The organism is Faecalibacillus sp. H12, from assembly GCF_013361255.1.
GTDB classification, from domain to species: domain Bacteria; phylum Bacillota_I; class Bacilli_A; order Erysipelotrichales; family Coprobacillaceae; genus Faecalibacillus; species Faecalibacillus intestinalis.
In genome coordinates, this window is sequence record NZ_JABWDK010000004.1 from 86662 (window position 1) to 103253 (window position 16592).

General features: G+C 28.9%; 19 protein-coding genes. 15 read left to right on the top strand and 4 right to left on the bottom strand.

What is annotated here, in order from left to right; translation table 11 throughout:
- The first annotated feature begins 63 nt into the window (after window positions 1–63).
- The 8 genes from HUU89_RS05720 to HUU89_RS05755 all read left to right on the top strand — a co-directional run bounded on the left by HUU89_RS05720 (window position 64) and on the right by HUU89_RS05755 (window position 7388).
- The gene (locus HUU89_RS05720) at window positions 64–816 is read left to right on the top strand and encodes a hypothetical protein (RefSeq protein ID WP_175301222.1); all 753 of its coding nucleotides are present in this window, start codon (window positions 64–66) and stop codon (window positions 814–816) included.
- Window positions 817–898: 82 nt separating this feature from the next.
- Entirely contained in the window at window positions 899–1390 is a 492-nt protein-coding gene (locus tag HUU89_RS05725) for a hypothetical protein (RefSeq protein WP_175301223.1), read from the top strand.
- Window positions 1391–1572: 182 nt separating this feature from the next.
- Window positions 1573–1923, top strand: a complete 351-nt coding sequence (nrdI, locus tag HUU89_RS05730) for a class Ib ribonucleoside-diphosphate reductase assembly flavoprotein NrdI (protein WP_032091433.1) — start codon at window positions 1573–1575, stop codon at window positions 1921–1923.
- A gap of 2 nt (window positions 1924–1925) precedes the next feature.
- Window positions 1926–2477, top strand: a complete 552-nt coding sequence (locus HUU89_RS05735; RefSeq protein ID WP_032091432.1) for a DUF3793 family protein — start codon at window positions 1926–1928, stop codon at window positions 2475–2477.
- Window positions 2478–2569: 92 nt separating this feature from the next.
- On the top strand, window positions 2570–3997 hold the full coding sequence (locus tag HUU89_RS05740) for a 6-phospho-beta-glucosidase (RefSeq protein WP_032091431.1): 1428 nt from the start codon (window positions 2570–2572) through the stop codon (window positions 3995–3997).
- Between the two features lie 62 nt (window positions 3998–4059).
- Window positions 4060–4683: a DUF4878 domain-containing protein gene (locus HUU89_RS05745; RefSeq protein WP_175301224.1), complete on the top strand. Its 624-nt coding sequence runs from the start codon at window positions 4060–4062 to the stop codon at window positions 4681–4683.
- A gap of 78 nt (window positions 4684–4761) precedes the next feature.
- On the top strand, window positions 4762–6378 hold the full coding sequence (locus HUU89_RS05750; protein WP_175301225.1) for a polysaccharide biosynthesis protein: 1617 nt from the start codon (window positions 4762–4764) through the stop codon (window positions 6376–6378).
- Window positions 6379–6494: 116 nt separating this feature from the next.
- On the top strand, window positions 6495–7388 hold the full coding sequence (locus HUU89_RS05755) for an SPL family radical SAM protein (protein WP_032091428.1): 894 nt from the start codon (window positions 6495–6497) through the stop codon (window positions 7386–7388).
- A gap of 20 nt (window positions 7389–7408) precedes the next feature.
- On the opposite strand, the gene HUU89_RS05760 is transcribed toward HUU89_RS05755, so the two are convergent.
- The 3 genes from HUU89_RS05760 to HUU89_RS05770 are packed head-to-tail and all read right to left on the bottom strand — an operon-like array spanning window position 7409 to window position 9768.
- The gene (locus tag HUU89_RS05760; protein WP_175301226.1) at window positions 7409–7810 is read right to left on the bottom strand and encodes an HIT family protein; all 402 of its coding nucleotides are present in this window, start codon (window positions 7808–7810) and stop codon (window positions 7409–7411) included.
- 54 nt (window positions 7811–7864) lie between these two features.
- On the bottom strand, window positions 7865–8773 hold the full coding sequence (locus HUU89_RS05765) for a hypothetical protein (RefSeq protein WP_119363160.1): 909 nt from the start codon (window positions 8771–8773) through the stop codon (window positions 7865–7867).
- A complete protein-coding gene (locus HUU89_RS05770; protein ID WP_175301227.1) occupies window positions 8773–9768 on the bottom strand; it encodes a peptidylprolyl isomerase in 996 nt (331 codons plus the stop codon). Before HUU89_RS05770 ends, HUU89_RS05765 begins: the two co-directional genes overlap by 1 nt.
- 133 nt (window positions 9769–9901) lie before the next feature.
- On the opposite strand from HUU89_RS05770, the gene HUU89_RS15440 reads away from it, so the two are divergent.
- Window positions 9902–9976: a YjcZ family sporulation protein gene (locus tag HUU89_RS15440; protein ID WP_081919121.1), complete on the top strand. Its 75-nt coding sequence runs from the start codon at window positions 9902–9904 to the stop codon at window positions 9974–9976.
- A 19-nt stretch (window positions 9977–9995) separates the two neighbouring features.
- Here HUU89_RS15440 and HUU89_RS05780 read toward each other — a convergent pair whose 3' ends face one another.
- Window positions 9996–11075, bottom strand: a complete 1080-nt coding sequence (locus tag HUU89_RS05780; protein WP_032091425.1) for an AI-2E family transporter — start codon at window positions 11073–11075, stop codon at window positions 9996–9998.
- 135 nt (window positions 11076–11210) lie between these two features.
- On the opposite strand from HUU89_RS05780, the gene sufC reads away from it, so the two are divergent.
- From sufC to HUU89_RS05810, 6 genes are read left to right on the top strand one after another with little or no spacing between them, the layout of a single operon-like run.
- A complete protein-coding gene (gene sufC / locus HUU89_RS05785) occupies window positions 11211–12023 on the top strand; it encodes a Fe-S cluster assembly ATPase SufC (protein ID WP_119363162.1) in 813 nt (270 codons plus the stop codon).
- Window positions 12023–12922 (top strand): SufB/SufD family protein, encoded by a 900-nt coding sequence (locus tag HUU89_RS05790; RefSeq protein WP_032091423.1) that lies wholly within the window; start codon window positions 12023–12025, stop codon window positions 12920–12922. Before sufC ends, HUU89_RS05790 begins: the two co-directional genes overlap by 1 nt.
- A complete protein-coding gene (locus tag HUU89_RS05795) occupies window positions 12922–14145 on the top strand; it encodes an aminotransferase class V-fold PLP-dependent enzyme (RefSeq protein WP_175301228.1) in 1224 nt (407 codons plus the stop codon). Before HUU89_RS05790 ends, HUU89_RS05795 begins: the two co-directional genes overlap by 1 nt.
- Window positions 14129–14581 (top strand): Fe-S cluster assembly sulfur transfer protein SufU, encoded by a 453-nt coding sequence (gene sufU / locus HUU89_RS05800; RefSeq protein ID WP_032091421.1) that lies wholly within the window; start codon window positions 14129–14131, stop codon window positions 14579–14581. The genes HUU89_RS05795 and sufU overlap by 17 nt, the downstream gene beginning before the upstream one ends.
- A complete protein-coding gene (sufB, locus tag HUU89_RS05805) occupies window positions 14571–15950 on the top strand; it encodes a Fe-S cluster assembly protein SufB (protein WP_022002250.1) in 1380 nt (459 codons plus the stop codon). Before sufU ends, sufB begins: the two co-directional genes overlap by 11 nt.
- Complete coding sequence (locus HUU89_RS05810) at window positions 15943–16467, top strand: 5-formyltetrahydrofolate cyclo-ligase (protein ID WP_175301229.1); 525 nt, start codon at window positions 15943–15945, stop codon at window positions 16465–16467. Before sufB ends, HUU89_RS05810 begins: the two co-directional genes overlap by 8 nt.
- Window positions 16468–16592 lie beyond the last annotated feature (125 nt).

The window sequence follows — 16592 nt, forward strand, 5'->3', positions numbered from 1 at the left end:
ACGGATAATATTCACATTATTTTAAATATATGATTAAATAAGAATAACTGAAAGGGGATAATCATGAAACAATTTAAAATTAATATTAATGATTTATTTGAAAAAAGTGAAGTTGAAACAATGATGGATGATGTTGAAAAATCAGCTATCAGTTATGAAATGAATAATATCAATCAAAAAGTATTAAACGAAATCAGTACGTATGCAAATAATAGAGAACGTATCCAAAACTTAACAGATGAATTTACAGAAATTATGTATCATGATCGTATTTCAAATAATGATGTTGAAAGAATTGATTATATTTTTGATCAACTTGTTCATCATATAGGACTTGATGCACCCGCTTTAGCGGCATATACGAATACGATCTTTAATACAATTAATGAATACAAAGAAGAATATATTCAAGAGTTTATAAGGCTTAATCCACAATTAAATGAAGAAATGATTTCTGTGGAATTAGACACATATAAAGATGCTGCTTATGAGTTAAATAAAATATTTGTAGAAACAGTAGGAACTATAAAAAAATGTGATATTGATGCAATAAACGAAGCTGTTGATTTATTCTTTGATCAAGATGAACCAACAGATTTGATTCAAATATTTGTTGCTAATACGATTCAAATATTAAACCAACCAGATTTATTAGTAGATGTTTTAGGATTGTCTGTACTTATTAATGAAATTATTATTAATCATCAATTAGATGATTTTAATCCAAATTTATGGAAAATGAATCATCATCGTTTCTTTAGTATAGATTATAGAGATTATTTAGGTGAAGATGAAAATCAAGAGGCTTACAATTAAATGTAAGCATCTTTTTTTATTGGACTATCCGTCCATTGAAAGAAGGAAAAAAAGATAAAATAATAATAGAAATGAAACAAATATGAGACAAATTATCATTAAACATATAATACAATTAAATCAAGAAAATTCCTTACATCAATATAAAAAAAGAGATACTAGAATACTTAAAAGTCAGCGATTAAAAGAAGTAGTAGAGATCAGTCAAAGTATGCTTAAAGGAGACTATGAAGGATTAAGAAAAAATCGAATGATCTGTGCAGAGAGTTTTAAGATGGCAGCCATCTTTACGCATACAGACATTAAAGAAGAAGACTTACTAGGAGGAGATGAAATCAATATGTGTGTAGCAATGGATCAATTATTTCAAAGAATGAGAAACGAGGGAGAAAGTATTGGAATTGAAAAAGGTAGACAAGAAGAAAAACAAAGTACTTTAAAAGAACTGCTTAAAGTGAAACTAGGAACTTTATCAAGTCCTTTAGAAAAACAACTCACAGAAACATCGCTAGAAAAATTGAATGAACTTACATTAAATATCTTTTTAATATTAATAGTGAAGAAGATGTTTTAAATTTAATGAATTAAAAGATGAGCTATAAAGAATCTAATCTTGTCAATCAAGAAATTCTTTATAGCTTTTTGTATATATTTTATTAGATAAGATAAACTATAAATGAAAATATTTGACAGTTAAGTTAGCTTATGCTAACATAATATCGTGAGTTAGTTTTAGTTAACTAAAGGAGGAAAAAAATGAAAGTCGTATATGCATCAAGAACAGGAAATGTTGAAAGTATTATTTCTAAATTAGGAATTGAAGATGCTTTAAAAATTGAAGATGGAAGTGAAACCGTAGAAGAAGATTATATCTTATTTACTTATACTGATGGTTTCGGAGATGTTCCTTACGAAGTAGATGAATTCTTACAAAGTCAAAGTGAACATCTAAAAGGTGTTGTTGTAAGTGGTGATACTGGATATGGAGAAGCTTATTGTAAAGCAGGAGATGTCATTGCTGAACAATATAATGTACCATGCTTATATAAAGTAGAAAATGATGGTAGTGACGAAGATATCGAAGCTATCAAAAAAGTGATTGCTTAATTATGCCATTGTCTGCTCACGAATTTGAAAGAAGATTAATCTTTTATGCTTCACCAACACTTACAAAACTTAAAGTTGCATGTATTTATAATTTAAATGATCTTGATGATTTAGAAGAATGTATCCAATATTATAATGAACTTTTAAATAAAAAAGATATTTATTTAAAAGTACTTAAAATAAAAGGGCGTTCTATGATTTATGTTTATCAAAAAGAAAAGTTAAATAAATTATGTGCATGTAAACAAATCCAAAATATCTTTAAAAAATATAATTATAATTGTACATCTTTAGATACTCTTATCCTAGATTTACAAAAACGCCTCAATGATTATGATTTTCCTCATGAAATCGGTTTGTTTTTAGGATATCCTATGACAGATGTTTTAGGTTTTATTGAAGGGAAAGAATATTTAAGTGTTGGTTATTGGAAAGTTTATAGTCATGTTAAAAATTGTCAGCATACATTTGATAAATATCATAAATGTACACATGAATTATGTAAAAGATTTAATCAAGGAGAAAGTGTTGAGCAAATATGCAGATATGTCTAATTGGTAAAGATTTCTTTACCAATTTTTATTATACTAATGCAAATGGTACTAAAAAATGGTATGATAAATGTGTATTTTAAGGAGGAAATAGAATGGGATTTAGAGAAGACTTTTTATGGGGTGGAGCAGTTGCTGCCCATCAATGTGAAGGTGCCTGGCAAGAAGGCGGAAAAGGAATTAGCTGTAGTGATGTAGAAACAGCAGGAGATAACGTTACAGGTGCACCAAGACGTTTAACAGATGGTGTTATTGAAGGTGAAGATTATCCTAACCATGTAGGTGTTGATTTTTATCATCATTATAAAGAAGATGTTGCTTTGTTTGCAGAAATGGGATTTAAAGCATTTAGAACTTCTATTGCATGGACTCGTATTTTCCCTAGAGGAGATGAAAAAGAACCAAATGAAGAAGGTTTAAAATTCTATGATGATTTATTTGATGAATGTCATAAATATGGTATTGAACCAGTTATTACATTATCACACTTTGAATTACCTTGGGCATTAGCTAAAGAATATGGTGGATTTAGAAATCGTCAAGCCATCGATATGTTCGTTAAATTTGCAAAAGTATGTTTTGAAAGATATCAACATAAAGTTAAATATTGGATGACTTTCAATGAAATCAATAACCAAGCTGATGTGACACAACATAACTTAATTCAAGAAGGTGCTGTTTTACTTCAAGAAGGTGACGATGCAGAATACTTAATGTATTTATCAGCACATCATGAATTAGTAGCTTCAGCGTTAGCTGTAAAAGCTGCACATGAAATCAATCCTGATTTACAAGTAGGATGTATGATTGGTATGAATGGTGTATATCCAGCTTCACCAAAACCAGAAGATGTGATGAATGCTTTAGGTGCAATGCATCAAAAATATTGGTACGTAGAAGTACATGCTAGAGGTCATTATCCTCGTCATATCTTAAAGAAATTTGAAAGAAAAGGATATGATTTCATTACTGAAGAAGATAAGAAAATCTTAGCTGAAGGTAAAGTGGATTATATTGGATTCTCATATTACATGTCATTTGCGACAAAATATCAAGGACGTAATGAAAAAACATTTGATTATGTACCTGAAGATTTCGTAAGAAATACATACTTAAAAGCATCAGATTGGGGATGGCAAATTGACCCACTTGGATTACGTTGGTGTCTAAACTGGTTCAATGACCGTTTTGAACTTCCAATGATGATTGTTGAAAATGGATTTGGTGCTTACGATAAAAAAGAAGCAGATGGTACAGTTGATGATCAATACCGTATCGATTACTTAAAAGAACATATCCAAGCAATGAAAGATGCTGTTGAATATGATGGTGTTGATTTACTTGGATATACAATGTGGTCTCCAATTGATATCGTTTCAGCTTCAACTGGTGAATATGATAAACGTTATGGATTTATCTATGTTAACTATAATAATAATCATGAAGGTGATTTTTCTAGAAGTAAAAAGAAATCATTTGATTGGTATAAACATGTTATTGAAACAAACGGAGAAGAATTATAAGAATGGGGATGTCCTCATTCTTTTTTTATGATATAATTATCTTATGGAGGGATAAGAATAGTATGAAAAAGTTAATGAAGTTAATGTGCGTATTTGCACTTGTATTTGTTGCTGGATGCGGTGCTTCTTCATCAACAGATGAACAAAAAGAAGTTGTAACAAACTTTTTTGATTATGTAAAGGAATGCGACATTACAAAACTTAAAAAGGTAGCGAGTGAAGATGTTTTATCAGAAATGGATCTTGAAAAAATGGAAAAAGAATTAAGCCAATATACTGAAGAAGAATATGGTAAAGTTTTTGTTGATGAAACAAATAAATTCAAAAAAGCTATTTTTCAAGATTTATTTACAGATATCAAAATTAAAGATATCAAAGCAGATGGGGATAAAACAACAGTTAAAGTGACAGGAAAACAAAAAGATTACTCACAAGTATCTTTTGATCAAAGTGAATTAAACACAACTGCACAACAATATGTAGAAGAACATCAAGATGAACTTGCTAAAGTCTATAAAGAAGAAGGTTTATCAGCATATCAAATTAAAGTATATGATGGTATTGCTCCTATTCTTTATCAAAGCATGACAGATACATATAAAAGCGCACCTACTGAAAAATTAACAGCAACATTTACTTTAGAAAAGAAAAATGACAAATGGATCATTACAGGTATTGATGAATAAAAGATAAGCAATCATAAGATTGCTTATTTTGTTTTATGGTAATATTTGTTATAATGAATTTTGGAAAGTGAGGTCGTTATGAGTCGTTCTAATTCAATTGTTAAACAAGCATCAATTTTAGCACTTGCAGGAATTTTAGTTAGAATCATTGGGCTTTTATATCGTAGTCCTTTAACTGCGATGATTTTAGACGAAGGAAATGGGTATTATTCAACAGCTTATAATATTTATGCGTTAGTTTTACTTATTTCATCGTATAGTATTCCTACAGCTATTTCTAAATTAATATCAGAGAAGATTGCTTTAAAAGAATATAAAAATGTTAAAAGAATATTAAAATGTGTATTTATCTATGTTTGTGCCATTGCTGGAAGTGCAGCAATTTTATTATTTATCTTGGCACCATTCATTGTGGATGTTAATGCTGTTCCTGCACTAAGGGTCCTATGTCCAACAATTTTTTTATCGGGCTTATTAGGAGTATTTAGAGGATATTTTCAAGCACATAAGACAACGATTTATACATCTGTTTCACAAATCATTGAACAAATCTTTAATGCAGTTGTTGCATTGCTAGCTGCCTATATTTTTATTCAACCATATCTTGGTGTAGATGCAACAAAAGTAGGATCATATGGTGCTGCTGGTTCTGCACTTGGAACAGGGGCTGGTGTTTTAGTTGGTTTGATCTACATGATTTTTATGTATTTAAAAAAGAAAAATACTTTTGTAGAAGAAAAAGATGAAGAAGCGAGTGAACGAGTAGATTCGTATCAAGAAATTTTTAGAATGATCATGCATATTATTGCACCCATCATTCTAGCAACTTGTGTATATAATTTAGTCACTACGATTGATATGTATATTTTCTATTTTGCTCAATCATTTCATCATATTGATAAAATTACTTATATTTCAAATTATGGCGTTTATGCAGGAAAATATATTGTTTTACAAAATGTGCCAGTTGCTCTAGCTTCAGCGATGTCTACAGCTTCTATTCCTTCTATTTCATCTGCTTGGGCACTTGGAAATGTTAAAGAAGCAAAAACACATATTACATCTGGTTTGTCAGTAACAATGTTGATTTTAATTCCAGCGGCAGTAGGAATGGCAGTATTATCTTATCCAATCATGGGTGTTTTATTTCCTCAAAAAGCGACAATTATGACAGCTACATTATTGCTTGCTTTAGGATCTCCAGCGATTATCTTTTATGGTTTATCAACACTTACAAATGGGATCTTACAAGCTTTAGGAGAAGTGAATGTTCCATTAAGAAATGCAGCATTTTCACTTGTCTGTCACATCATCATTATTGCTTTATTATTGTTTATTACACCTTTAGGGGTTTATGTTTTAGTGTTTGGTAACTGTACATATGCGCTTCAAGTATGTTATTTAAATCAAAAAGCTTTACGTCAAAAAATAGGCTATAAACAAGAAATAAAAAGAACTTATGTGATTCCTTTATTAGCTTCATTGGTTATGGGAGCGATTGTTTTAGGTATTTATTATGGTTTATTTACACTTACTCATAGAGTCTTTTTACCTCTTATTTTATCTGTTGTTGTAGGCGTATTTGTTTATTTTGTAATGATTATGTATATTTATTGGGAACATCCAGCTTATTTGTTTGAAATTCCTTATATGAAAACACTTTATTATAAAATTAAGAGAATAACGAAGAAATAAACGATTTTTGAAATACAAAATCGTTTTTTAAATCCAATTTTTTGATGTGTTTTTTGAAATATGACAAACTTATTGTTTTAATTTATGTTAAAATAATAAGCAATGGGGGTTATAATATGCATTATAAAACAGTAAAAGGAATTTTATCTAATGATAATACAATGAATTTATATAGGGGATGTCAACATGGCTGTATTTATTGTGATTCAAGAAGCAAGTGTTATCATTTTGAACATGACTTTGAAGATATAGAAGTTAAAGAAAATGCGCTATCTTTATTAGAAAATGGTTTAAAACATAAAAGAAAGAAATGTATGATTCAAATGGGATCTATGTGTGATCCATATATGCCTTTAGAAAAAGAATTAAAGCATGTACAAAAAGCTTTAGAACTTATTGAACAATATCATTTTGGAGTAACACTTATTACGAAGTCAGACTTAATTTTAAGAGACCTGGAACTTTTAAAGAAAATTAACCAACAAACAAAATGTGTTGTTCAAATGACGCTTACAACATTTGATGAAAATTTATGTCAAAAGTTAGAACCAGGTGTCTGTACAACTCAAAGAAGAATAGAAGTATTAAAAGAACTCCATAAAAATGGGATTCCCACAATTGTTTGGTTAACACCAATCTTGCCTTTTATTAATGATAGCCAAGAAAATATTTTAAAGATTTTAGAAGAATGTCATGAAGCAGGAGTTAAAGGAATTATTTGTTTTGGTATGGGAGTTACTTTAAGAGAGGGAAGCAGAGAGTATTATTATAAGCAACTAGATCGTTTATTCCCAGGTATGAAAGAAAAGTATCAAATGACGTATAATGATCAATATACGCTTAATAGCCCACATAATAGGGATTTAATGAATTTATTCTTTAAAAAATGCCAAGAATATCAAATGATGTGTAATTACTTAGAAATATTTGAATATTTACAAGAATTTGAAGAAAAAACACCAATAAAAAAGAAAGATATTCATGACTTTGAACAACTTTCTTTATTCTAAAAAGATGGAAAACCATCTTTTTATTTTACGATTTTTTGATAAACTTCATTTAAATCAACATCTTGACTATGATCATTAAATTCAATAACAAGTTCTTTTTCATCATATCGAGGTAAAATATGAACGTGGAAATGATGAACGGTTTGACCTGCCACTTCATTTGTATTTGTTAAAATATTCAATCCCTTAGCGTTTAGTTTTTCAACGATTTGTTTAGCTAATTTTTGAGTGACTTGCATGACATGAGCCAATGTTTGTGCGTCAACTTCAAGAATATTTTCAAAATGTTTTTTAGGAATAACAAGGGTATGTCCATAAGTTGCTTGTGATAAATCTAAAAAAGCAATACATACATCATCTTCATAAATGATTTTTCCAGGAATTTCTTTATTAATAATTTTACAAAAAATACAGTTACTCATTTTCTTTTCCTCCATAGCTTTATTTTAAAACAAAAAAAGAATAAGGTCGAGACCTTATTCAAAATAATCTTTAGAAGATTTTTTTATTTTCTTTTTGATTGATGGTTCATAAACATCAAAGTTATACTTTCTTAAATAAGAAGTTTCACATTTTGTAGAAAAATTAGAAATAGAAGTTAAACTTTCTTTAATTTCATCTTTTAAATTTGATTTATCTGTATTATAAACCCAAACAATTGCATATTTAGATTCAGATGTTTTAATTGCTTTTGCATAAATACCATCTTTTGTAAATTTATCTAATTTTTTAATGATTTTAGAATCAACGCTACTTGATTCTTTTGTAACTAAACCAGCATCTGTTCCACTATTTTCATTAAAATAATTTGTGAAAGATTCTTCGCTTGTACAATCTTTAATAATTTTTAAAGCTTGTGATTCAGTATCAACTGTAAAATATTTAAGATATTTTACTTTATATTCTTTAACTAAACTTTTGAAATTATCTTCAACATATTTTTCTTGAAGAAGTTGAATTTTTGCATTAGGTTCTAAAATTTGTTTTACAAAATCGTCTTCACTTTCATAGCCAGCATCTTTAGCGTAAGTTTCTAGATCACTTGTACTAGCATATTGAAGGTATTGTTGTTTTAATTCTTCAACTTTAGAATTAATAGCGTCTTCATCAGTGATTTCTTGATCAGCTACATAATTGATAGCACTGTTTAAAGTCATATTTAACCCATCATTATCTAAGAAATATTCATAAAGATCATCTTTAGTAATTGTTACATCACCTGTTTTAACAACTGCTGAATCACCATCTTTTACATGGGTTACATAGGAATCATCTTTTTTGTTAAAGCTTTTATAAAGACCATAACCACAACCACCAATAAGACAAATACATACGATAATAACTAATAATCTATATTGGTAAAGCTTATCTTTTAATGAACTCATTAGGCTTCACCTCTTTCTGTTTTTCTTTCTTCTAAGGCTTTATTAACAACTTCTTGAACGATTTTCTTAATGTCTTTATCTTTATAATTGATTTTATAAGAATTATAGACAACATATTGTAAATAATCATCATAAGCTAATAAAGGAGAATCAATATCAGTTTTCTTTAATTCTTTCTTTAAAGTTTTTTTATCAGTACTTGTTACTTTTACAAAATAATATCCGTCATCACCAGTAATAACATCAGAAACTTGTCCTTCACTTAATGCTTCAATAGCATTAAAGACATCTTTACCATAACTATTTGCAATACCAGAAGTATCTTTACTATCAACGATACCTAATGATCCTTTTTTACTTGAAGTAGAATCATCAGAGTAATCTTGAGCAATATCTCCAAATGATTTATCCGTATTACTGATTAATTCTTTAACTTCGTTTAATTTAGAAGTTTCATCATCTGTAGGTGAACTTGTATCAGATACAGAAATTTTAATTAAACTTACATATTTTGGAGCACATTGTTGATAATAGTCATTAAAGACATCATCAAAATGATCATCAATATAATCTAATAAGAAATTAGCATATTGAATTTGTTTGATCATTCTTTGACGATACTCAGATAAATTCTTATATCCTGCAGATGTTAAAGCTTGATTTAATGAATCTTTATAATTATCACCATAATTAGATTTATATGCTGATTTAATTTGTTTAATAATTGTAGCAGCATCTTCTTTCATATCATCGTTGACAGGGAATTTTTGATCAACTAAATTTTGTAATACAGCATTAAAGACTGTTGAATTATTACTTGAATTATCAATAATATCTTTATATAAATTATCAGCAAAGATATTTTTTGTTTTATTTCCTTTTTCTAAAGATGCAACAACGTATTTTGAATCAACTTTTTTTGCTGATGAAGTTGTACATCCAGTCAAAAGGCAGCTACTTACAAGTAATAAGGCAGCACATTTTTTTAATTTCATAATTTTCCTCCTTCTTGTAGACTTAAAAAGTATACTATTTTTTCCCACTTATTTCAATATTATGGGCAAAAACACATGGTCAAACATATTTATTACATAATTTATACTAAAAGGATATAAGGGAGGGGTTTATATGAAGTGTGAAAATTCTTTTACGCTTGTTTTAGTACTTTTTATTTTATTAGTGATTATTTGTAATATGTTATAAAAAAATGCTTAGCAAATTGCTAAGCATTTTTAGGTTGAGGATTATGCTGACGATAAACACGATAACTGATTTTAATAGTAACAAGAATAGGCATTGCGATGATCATTCCCCATGCACCAAACAAAGTTGAACCAGTTAAAATACCAAATAATACCCACATAATCGATAAATCGATTTTTGATGAATATATTTTTGGTTGAATGACATAAGGAACAACATTTGATTGAATAAAAATCAGTACAAATAAAATAATAAGTTTTGTTGCCCCCATCGTAATTGAAGTGACGATTCCAAGTAAATTAGCAACAATTGGACCTACATAAGGGATTACCGAACTGATAGCTGAGAAAATACCAAGTAAGATCCAGTTTGGATGACCAATAACCAAATAGACAAAAGCTGTTGTAAGACCTTGAATAAGAGCACTTAAAGCAAAAGCTTCAATATATTCAATTAAAGAAATATTGATTTCCTTTAAATAAACAGGTAAGTTTTCATCAAACTTTCCTGCAAAATGATTAATTGCAATTCTTATACTATCAAATTTTATAGACATATAGATTGCAAGGATTGAATAAATCAAGCCGTTTCCAATTTTTACAATAACAGAATTTAAAACATCAAACGTTGTATTAATAACTGTCATATCTTGTAAAAGCTTCGCTGCTTCTGTTTGAATATAAGTTGTTATTTCAGAAATATTGAAGCCTAAATGACTTTGTACAAAGCGCGAAATAAAAATCAAACCGTCTTCAAAAGCAGGATAGAGGTCTGTTACGCTATTAATTACAAGAGGAATTGCTAGTGATAAAATAAGTATTAAACAAGCAATGATTCCTACATAAACAATAATTAAAGATAATCCACGATTTTTTACATATTTTTGTACCCATTCAATAAGCGGATTTAAAACATAAGCGATTGCAAATGCTACAAAGAATGGTTTTATAATCTTCCAAAAAATACTAAAAGCGCCACCCCATACTTCTTTTGTAATATCTAATAAAAGAACGATCAAAAATAAAATAAGTAAGTTTAACAGGGTTTGTGTAATTTTTTTAGATGATATGACTTGAAATAAAGATTTCAAAAATTTCACATTATCACTCCTTTTGTTTAAATAATATACCATATTTTGGATATAATATAAATTGTTAATACAAAAGATTATCACATTGATTGTTTTTTTTTTGACATTTTAGTAAAATGTTGTGGGTAGAAAGGGGCTTGATTTATGTCAACTTTAAAAATAGAAAATTTACATGTTTGTATTGATGATAAAGAAATACTAAAAGGAATTGATTTAACAATCAATACAGGAGAAATACATGCATTAATGGGACCTAATGGTAATGGTAAATCAACATTGCTATCAGCTATCATGGGAAACCCTAAATACCAAGTAACAGAGGGAAGTATTTACTTGGATGGACAAAATGTTTTAGAAATGTCAGTCGATGAAAGATCGAAAGCAGGAATCTTTTTAGGAATGCAATATCCTCAAGAAATTCCAGGAGTTGTCACTTCTGATTTTTTAAGAGCTGCGCTCAATGCTCATCAAGAAAAACCAGTATCTTTATTTAAATTTATTAAAGAATTGGATAAAAATATTGCTGATTTAAAAATGGACGAAAATTTAGCACACCGTTATTTAAATGAAGGTTTCTCTGGTGGAGAAAAGAAAAGAAATGAAATCTTGCAAATGAAATTATTAAAACCAAAATTTGCATTATTGGATGAAATTGATTCTGGTTTAGATGTTGATGCTTTAAAAATTGTTTCTGAAGCTATCAATGATATGAAATCAGATTCATTTGGTTGTGTGATGGTTTCACACTATGAAAGATTATTTGAACTTGTACCACCTAGTCATGTTCATATATTAGTAGATGGAAAAATTGTATTAAGTGGAGGACAAGAATTAATAGATCGTATTGATAAAGAAGGTTATCGTTGGGTTAAAGAACTAGGTTTTGATTTTGAAACTGAAGAAGATAAACAACCTATTGTTTTAGGTAGTTGCGGAAATAAGGTTAAAGCTAAATAATGAGTCGATTAGTAGATATTGATAATTATCTTGTTTTAGAAAATGGAACAATCAAAGAAACATCTTTTAAACAAGATATTCAAATTCAAAATCAAACTTTAATGATTAATGAAGATGCAAAAGTACAAATTATTTATAAGACAACAGAAGAAGGAACTTATCAATTTAATATTGAAATTAAAGATCGTTTACATGTAGATCTTGTAGAAATGTATGAAGCATCAAAGTCTTGTTCTTATACAAAAAATATAAAAATCAATGAATCAAGTGAAGTTTTAAGATATGTTGAAAAAAATAGTCATCAAAATATTCAACTTGATTTAGATGAAAATGTTGATGTTTATAAGTACGCAAGAGTGTCTTGCGCTTATGTAGAATTAACAGATTATACAACTTTATCAAAAATAAAATATCGTTTACTTGAAGAGGAAGCAAGTGCTAAACTTCGCTTAGCTTCTTTAAGCAAAGAAAAAGAAAATAAACATTATGAAATGACTTTAGAACATTTAGCACCACATACATATGGTGATATGGATAACTATGGTATTGTTAAATCAAAAGCAAGTTTAATTATTGATGGTGTGGGACGTATTTATAAAGGTATGTCTGGATCAGATACACATCAAACAAATAAAATTATTGTTTTTGATGAAGGGTGCAAAGCACAAGCTAATCCGTATTTATATATTGATGAATATGATGTTAAAGCAAGTCATGGAGCAAGTGTTGGAAAGATTGATGAAGATCATCTTTATTATTTAATGTCTAGAGGTCTTTCTAAACAAGATGCTATGCATCTAGTCACTTATGGTTATTTCTTACCTGTTTTAGAATTTATCAGTGTAGAATCTTTAAAAGAAAGATTTTCAGATGTTTTGAAAGAAAAGGTGGGACTATAATGTTAGATGTTTTAAAAATTAGAGATGATTTTCCAATGCTTAAAAAGACGATGCATGGAAAACCTCTTATTTATTTAGATAATGGGGCAACAACTTTAAAACCTCAATGTGTGATTGATAGTGTTTGTGATTATTTAACAAATTATTCTGGAAATGCACACCGTGGAGATTATGACTTATCACATGAAGTAGATACAAAATTTGAACATGTAAGAAGTATTGTTGCTGATTTTATTCATTGTAAACCAGAGGAAGTTGTTTATACTTATGGTTCTTCAGATAGTTTGAATATGGTAGCTTTTGGTTATGGGATGACACATTTAAAAGAAGGAGACGAAGTATTGATTACTCTTGCTGAACATGCAAGCAATACGCTTCCTTGGTTTGAAGTAGCTAAACATACAGGAGCTATCATTAAATATATTGATCTAGACGAAGAAGGGAAAGTGACTTTAGAAAATGTCAAAAAAGCAGTGACTGAACATACAAAAATTATTTCACTTGCGCAAATTACAAATGTTTTAGGATATTTAGCACCAATTAAAGAAATTTGTAATTTTGCTCATGAACACGATATTATTGTTTGTGTTGATGGGGCTCAAAGTGCACCTCATCATGCTGTTGATGTTCAAGATTTAGATGTTGATTTCTTTGCTTTTTCAGGACATAAAATGTGTGGACCTACAGGAGTAGGTGTATTATATGGAAAATATCATTTATTGGAAGAAATGACACCAACACGTTTTGGTGGAGGAAGTAATGCAAGATACAATAGCTGTGGTTTAGTAAAGCTTAAAAATGCACCAACAAAATTTGAAACGGGAACACCTAATATTGAAGGGGTCATTGGTCTTGGTAGTGCTATTGAATATTTACAAAATATTGGTATGAAAAATATTGAAGAACATGAAGCAATGCTTAGAAAATATGCCGTTGAAAAGATGAAAGAATTAGATAACATTGAAATTTACAATGAAAATGGTGTTGGAGCAATTGCTTTCAATATTAAAAATGTTTTTTCTCAAGATGGAGCATCTTTATTTAATACGTATGGAATTGCCATTCGTGCTGGTCAACACTGTGCAAAAATATTAGATGAATATTTACATGTTTCACAAACATTAAGAGCTTCATTCTATTTCTACAATACAAAAGAAGAAATAGATCAGTTTATTGAAGTATGTAAGAAAGGGGATGACTTTTTAGATGCCTTCTTTGGATAATATGATGCTTCGTCAAATTATTATGGATCATTATGAAAATCCACGTAATCATGAATTAGTTGAAGACGATAGCTATAAAAAAGTCAATATGGATAGTGAAACTTGTATTGATAATATTGATATACAAGCAAAAATAGAAAATGGAGTGATTGAAGATATTCGCTTTGATGGAGAAGCGTGTGCGATTTGTACATCAAGTACTTCCATTATGACAGAATTATTAATTGGTAAAACAATTGATGAAGCAAGGGTTATTATTGAAAATTATATGAATATGATTTTTGAAAAAGATTATGATCCTGAAATATTAGAAGAAGCGATTGCTTTTTATAACACTCATAAACAGGCCAATAGAATTAAATGTGCAACTCTTGGATGGAAAGGAATTACACAATTAATTGATGAAAGTGAAAAGGAGGAAACTCATGGAAAATGATGAAACTATGATTCCTGATAAAGATGTGTCTGTTTTTAAAACACCTAAAGGAATTAATGAAGATATCGTTAGAGAAATCTCTGCTATTAAAGGTGAACCTGAATGGATGTTGGAATATCGTTTAAAAGCACTTGATTGTTTTTTGAAAAAGCCAATGCCTACATGGGGTGTCGATTTAAGCAGAGTAGATTTTGATGAGTATACGTATTATATTAGACCTTCTGATAAACAAACAAATAAATGGGAAGAAGTCCCTGAAACGATTAAAGATACTTTTGATAAGCTAGGAATTCCTGAAGCAGAACAAAAATATTTATCAGGGGTAACAACTCAATATGAATCAGAAGTGGTTTATCATAATATGTTGAAAGAAGTTCAAGAAAAAGGTGTTATTTTCTTAGATATTGACAGTGGTTTAAGAGAATACCCAGAATTATTTAAAAAGTATTTTGATACAGTTATTCCTTATAATGATAATAAGTTTTCAGCTTTAAATGGAGCTGTTTGGTCTGGGGGATCATTTATTTATGTACCACCAGGAGTAAAACTAGAAAAACCTTTACAATCTTATTTTAGAATCAATTCTGAACAAATGGGACAATTTGAAAGAACATTGATTATTGTTGATAAAGGTTCTGATATTCATTATGTAGAAGGATGTACAGCACCAAATTATTCAAAAGATTCATTACATACAGGAGTTGTTGAAATTGTTGTTTTAGAAGGGGCTAAATGCCGTTATACAACAATTCAAAACTGGTCTAATAATATCTTAAACTTAGTGACACAAAGAGCGAAGGTTTATAAAAATGGACAAATGGAATGGGTCGATGGAAATATTGGTTCTGCTGTTACAATGAAATATCCAACTTGTGTTTTAATGGAAGAAGGAGCGAAAGGTTCTTGTATTACAATTGCTGTTGCTGGAGAAAATCAAATTATGGATTCTGGAGCTAAAATGATTCATTTAGCACCAAATACTTCAAGTAGTATTGTTTCTAAGTCAATTGCTAAAAACGGTGGTAAAACAAACTATCGTGGGTTAGTACAACATAATCCAAAGGCAATCAACGCTAAAAGTAAAGTTGAATGTGATACATTGATCTTAGATCAAATTTCAACAAGTGATACAGTGCCAACAAACTATGCTAGAAATAATGATTCTTTAATTGAACATGAAGCAACTGTTTCTAAAATTTCAGATGAACAACTTTTCTATTTAATGTCTAGAGGTCTTTCTAAAAAAGATGCGACAGAAATGATTGTTATGGGATTTATTGAACCATTTTCAAGAGAATTACCAATGGAATATGCTGTTGAGTTAAATCAATTGATTAAAATGGACTTTGGTGAAAATGGAATTGGATAAAAAACAATTACGTAAACAATTGATACAAATGAGATTGGCTTTTGATGATTATCAAAAACAATCTCATTTCATTATAGAAAAGTTAAAAAAAGATCCACGTTTCATTAAAAGTAAAAAAATAGGAATCTATTTATCTTATAAACATGAAGTGGATACTTGGAAATTAATTGAAGAATTTAAAACTCAAAAAGAATTTTATGTTCCCATAGTTTGCGGTAAAGAAATGTATTTTACTTTATATCAAGATAAAATGATAAAAAATAAATATGGTATTGATGAACCGATAGATAAACAAGAAATTAATAAAGAATTTCTTGATTTAATGATTGTTCCACTTGTAGGTTATGATGCAAATTGTTATCGTTTGGGCTATGGTGGAGGTTATTATGATCGATATCTTAAAGATTTTAATGCACCAACAATAGGACTGGCTTATTCATTTCAATATATTGAGCATTATCAATCTGAAGATTTTGATATTCCATTAGATGACATTATCACTGATAAAAAAATATGAAAAAAATGTAAAAAACTGTTGACGTAAAGGTATAGAGATGTTATTATAAGTGAGCACTAGTCAAGGAGGCTTAGCTCAGTTGGGAGAGCATCTGCCTTACAAGCAGAGGGTCAGCGGTTCGAGCC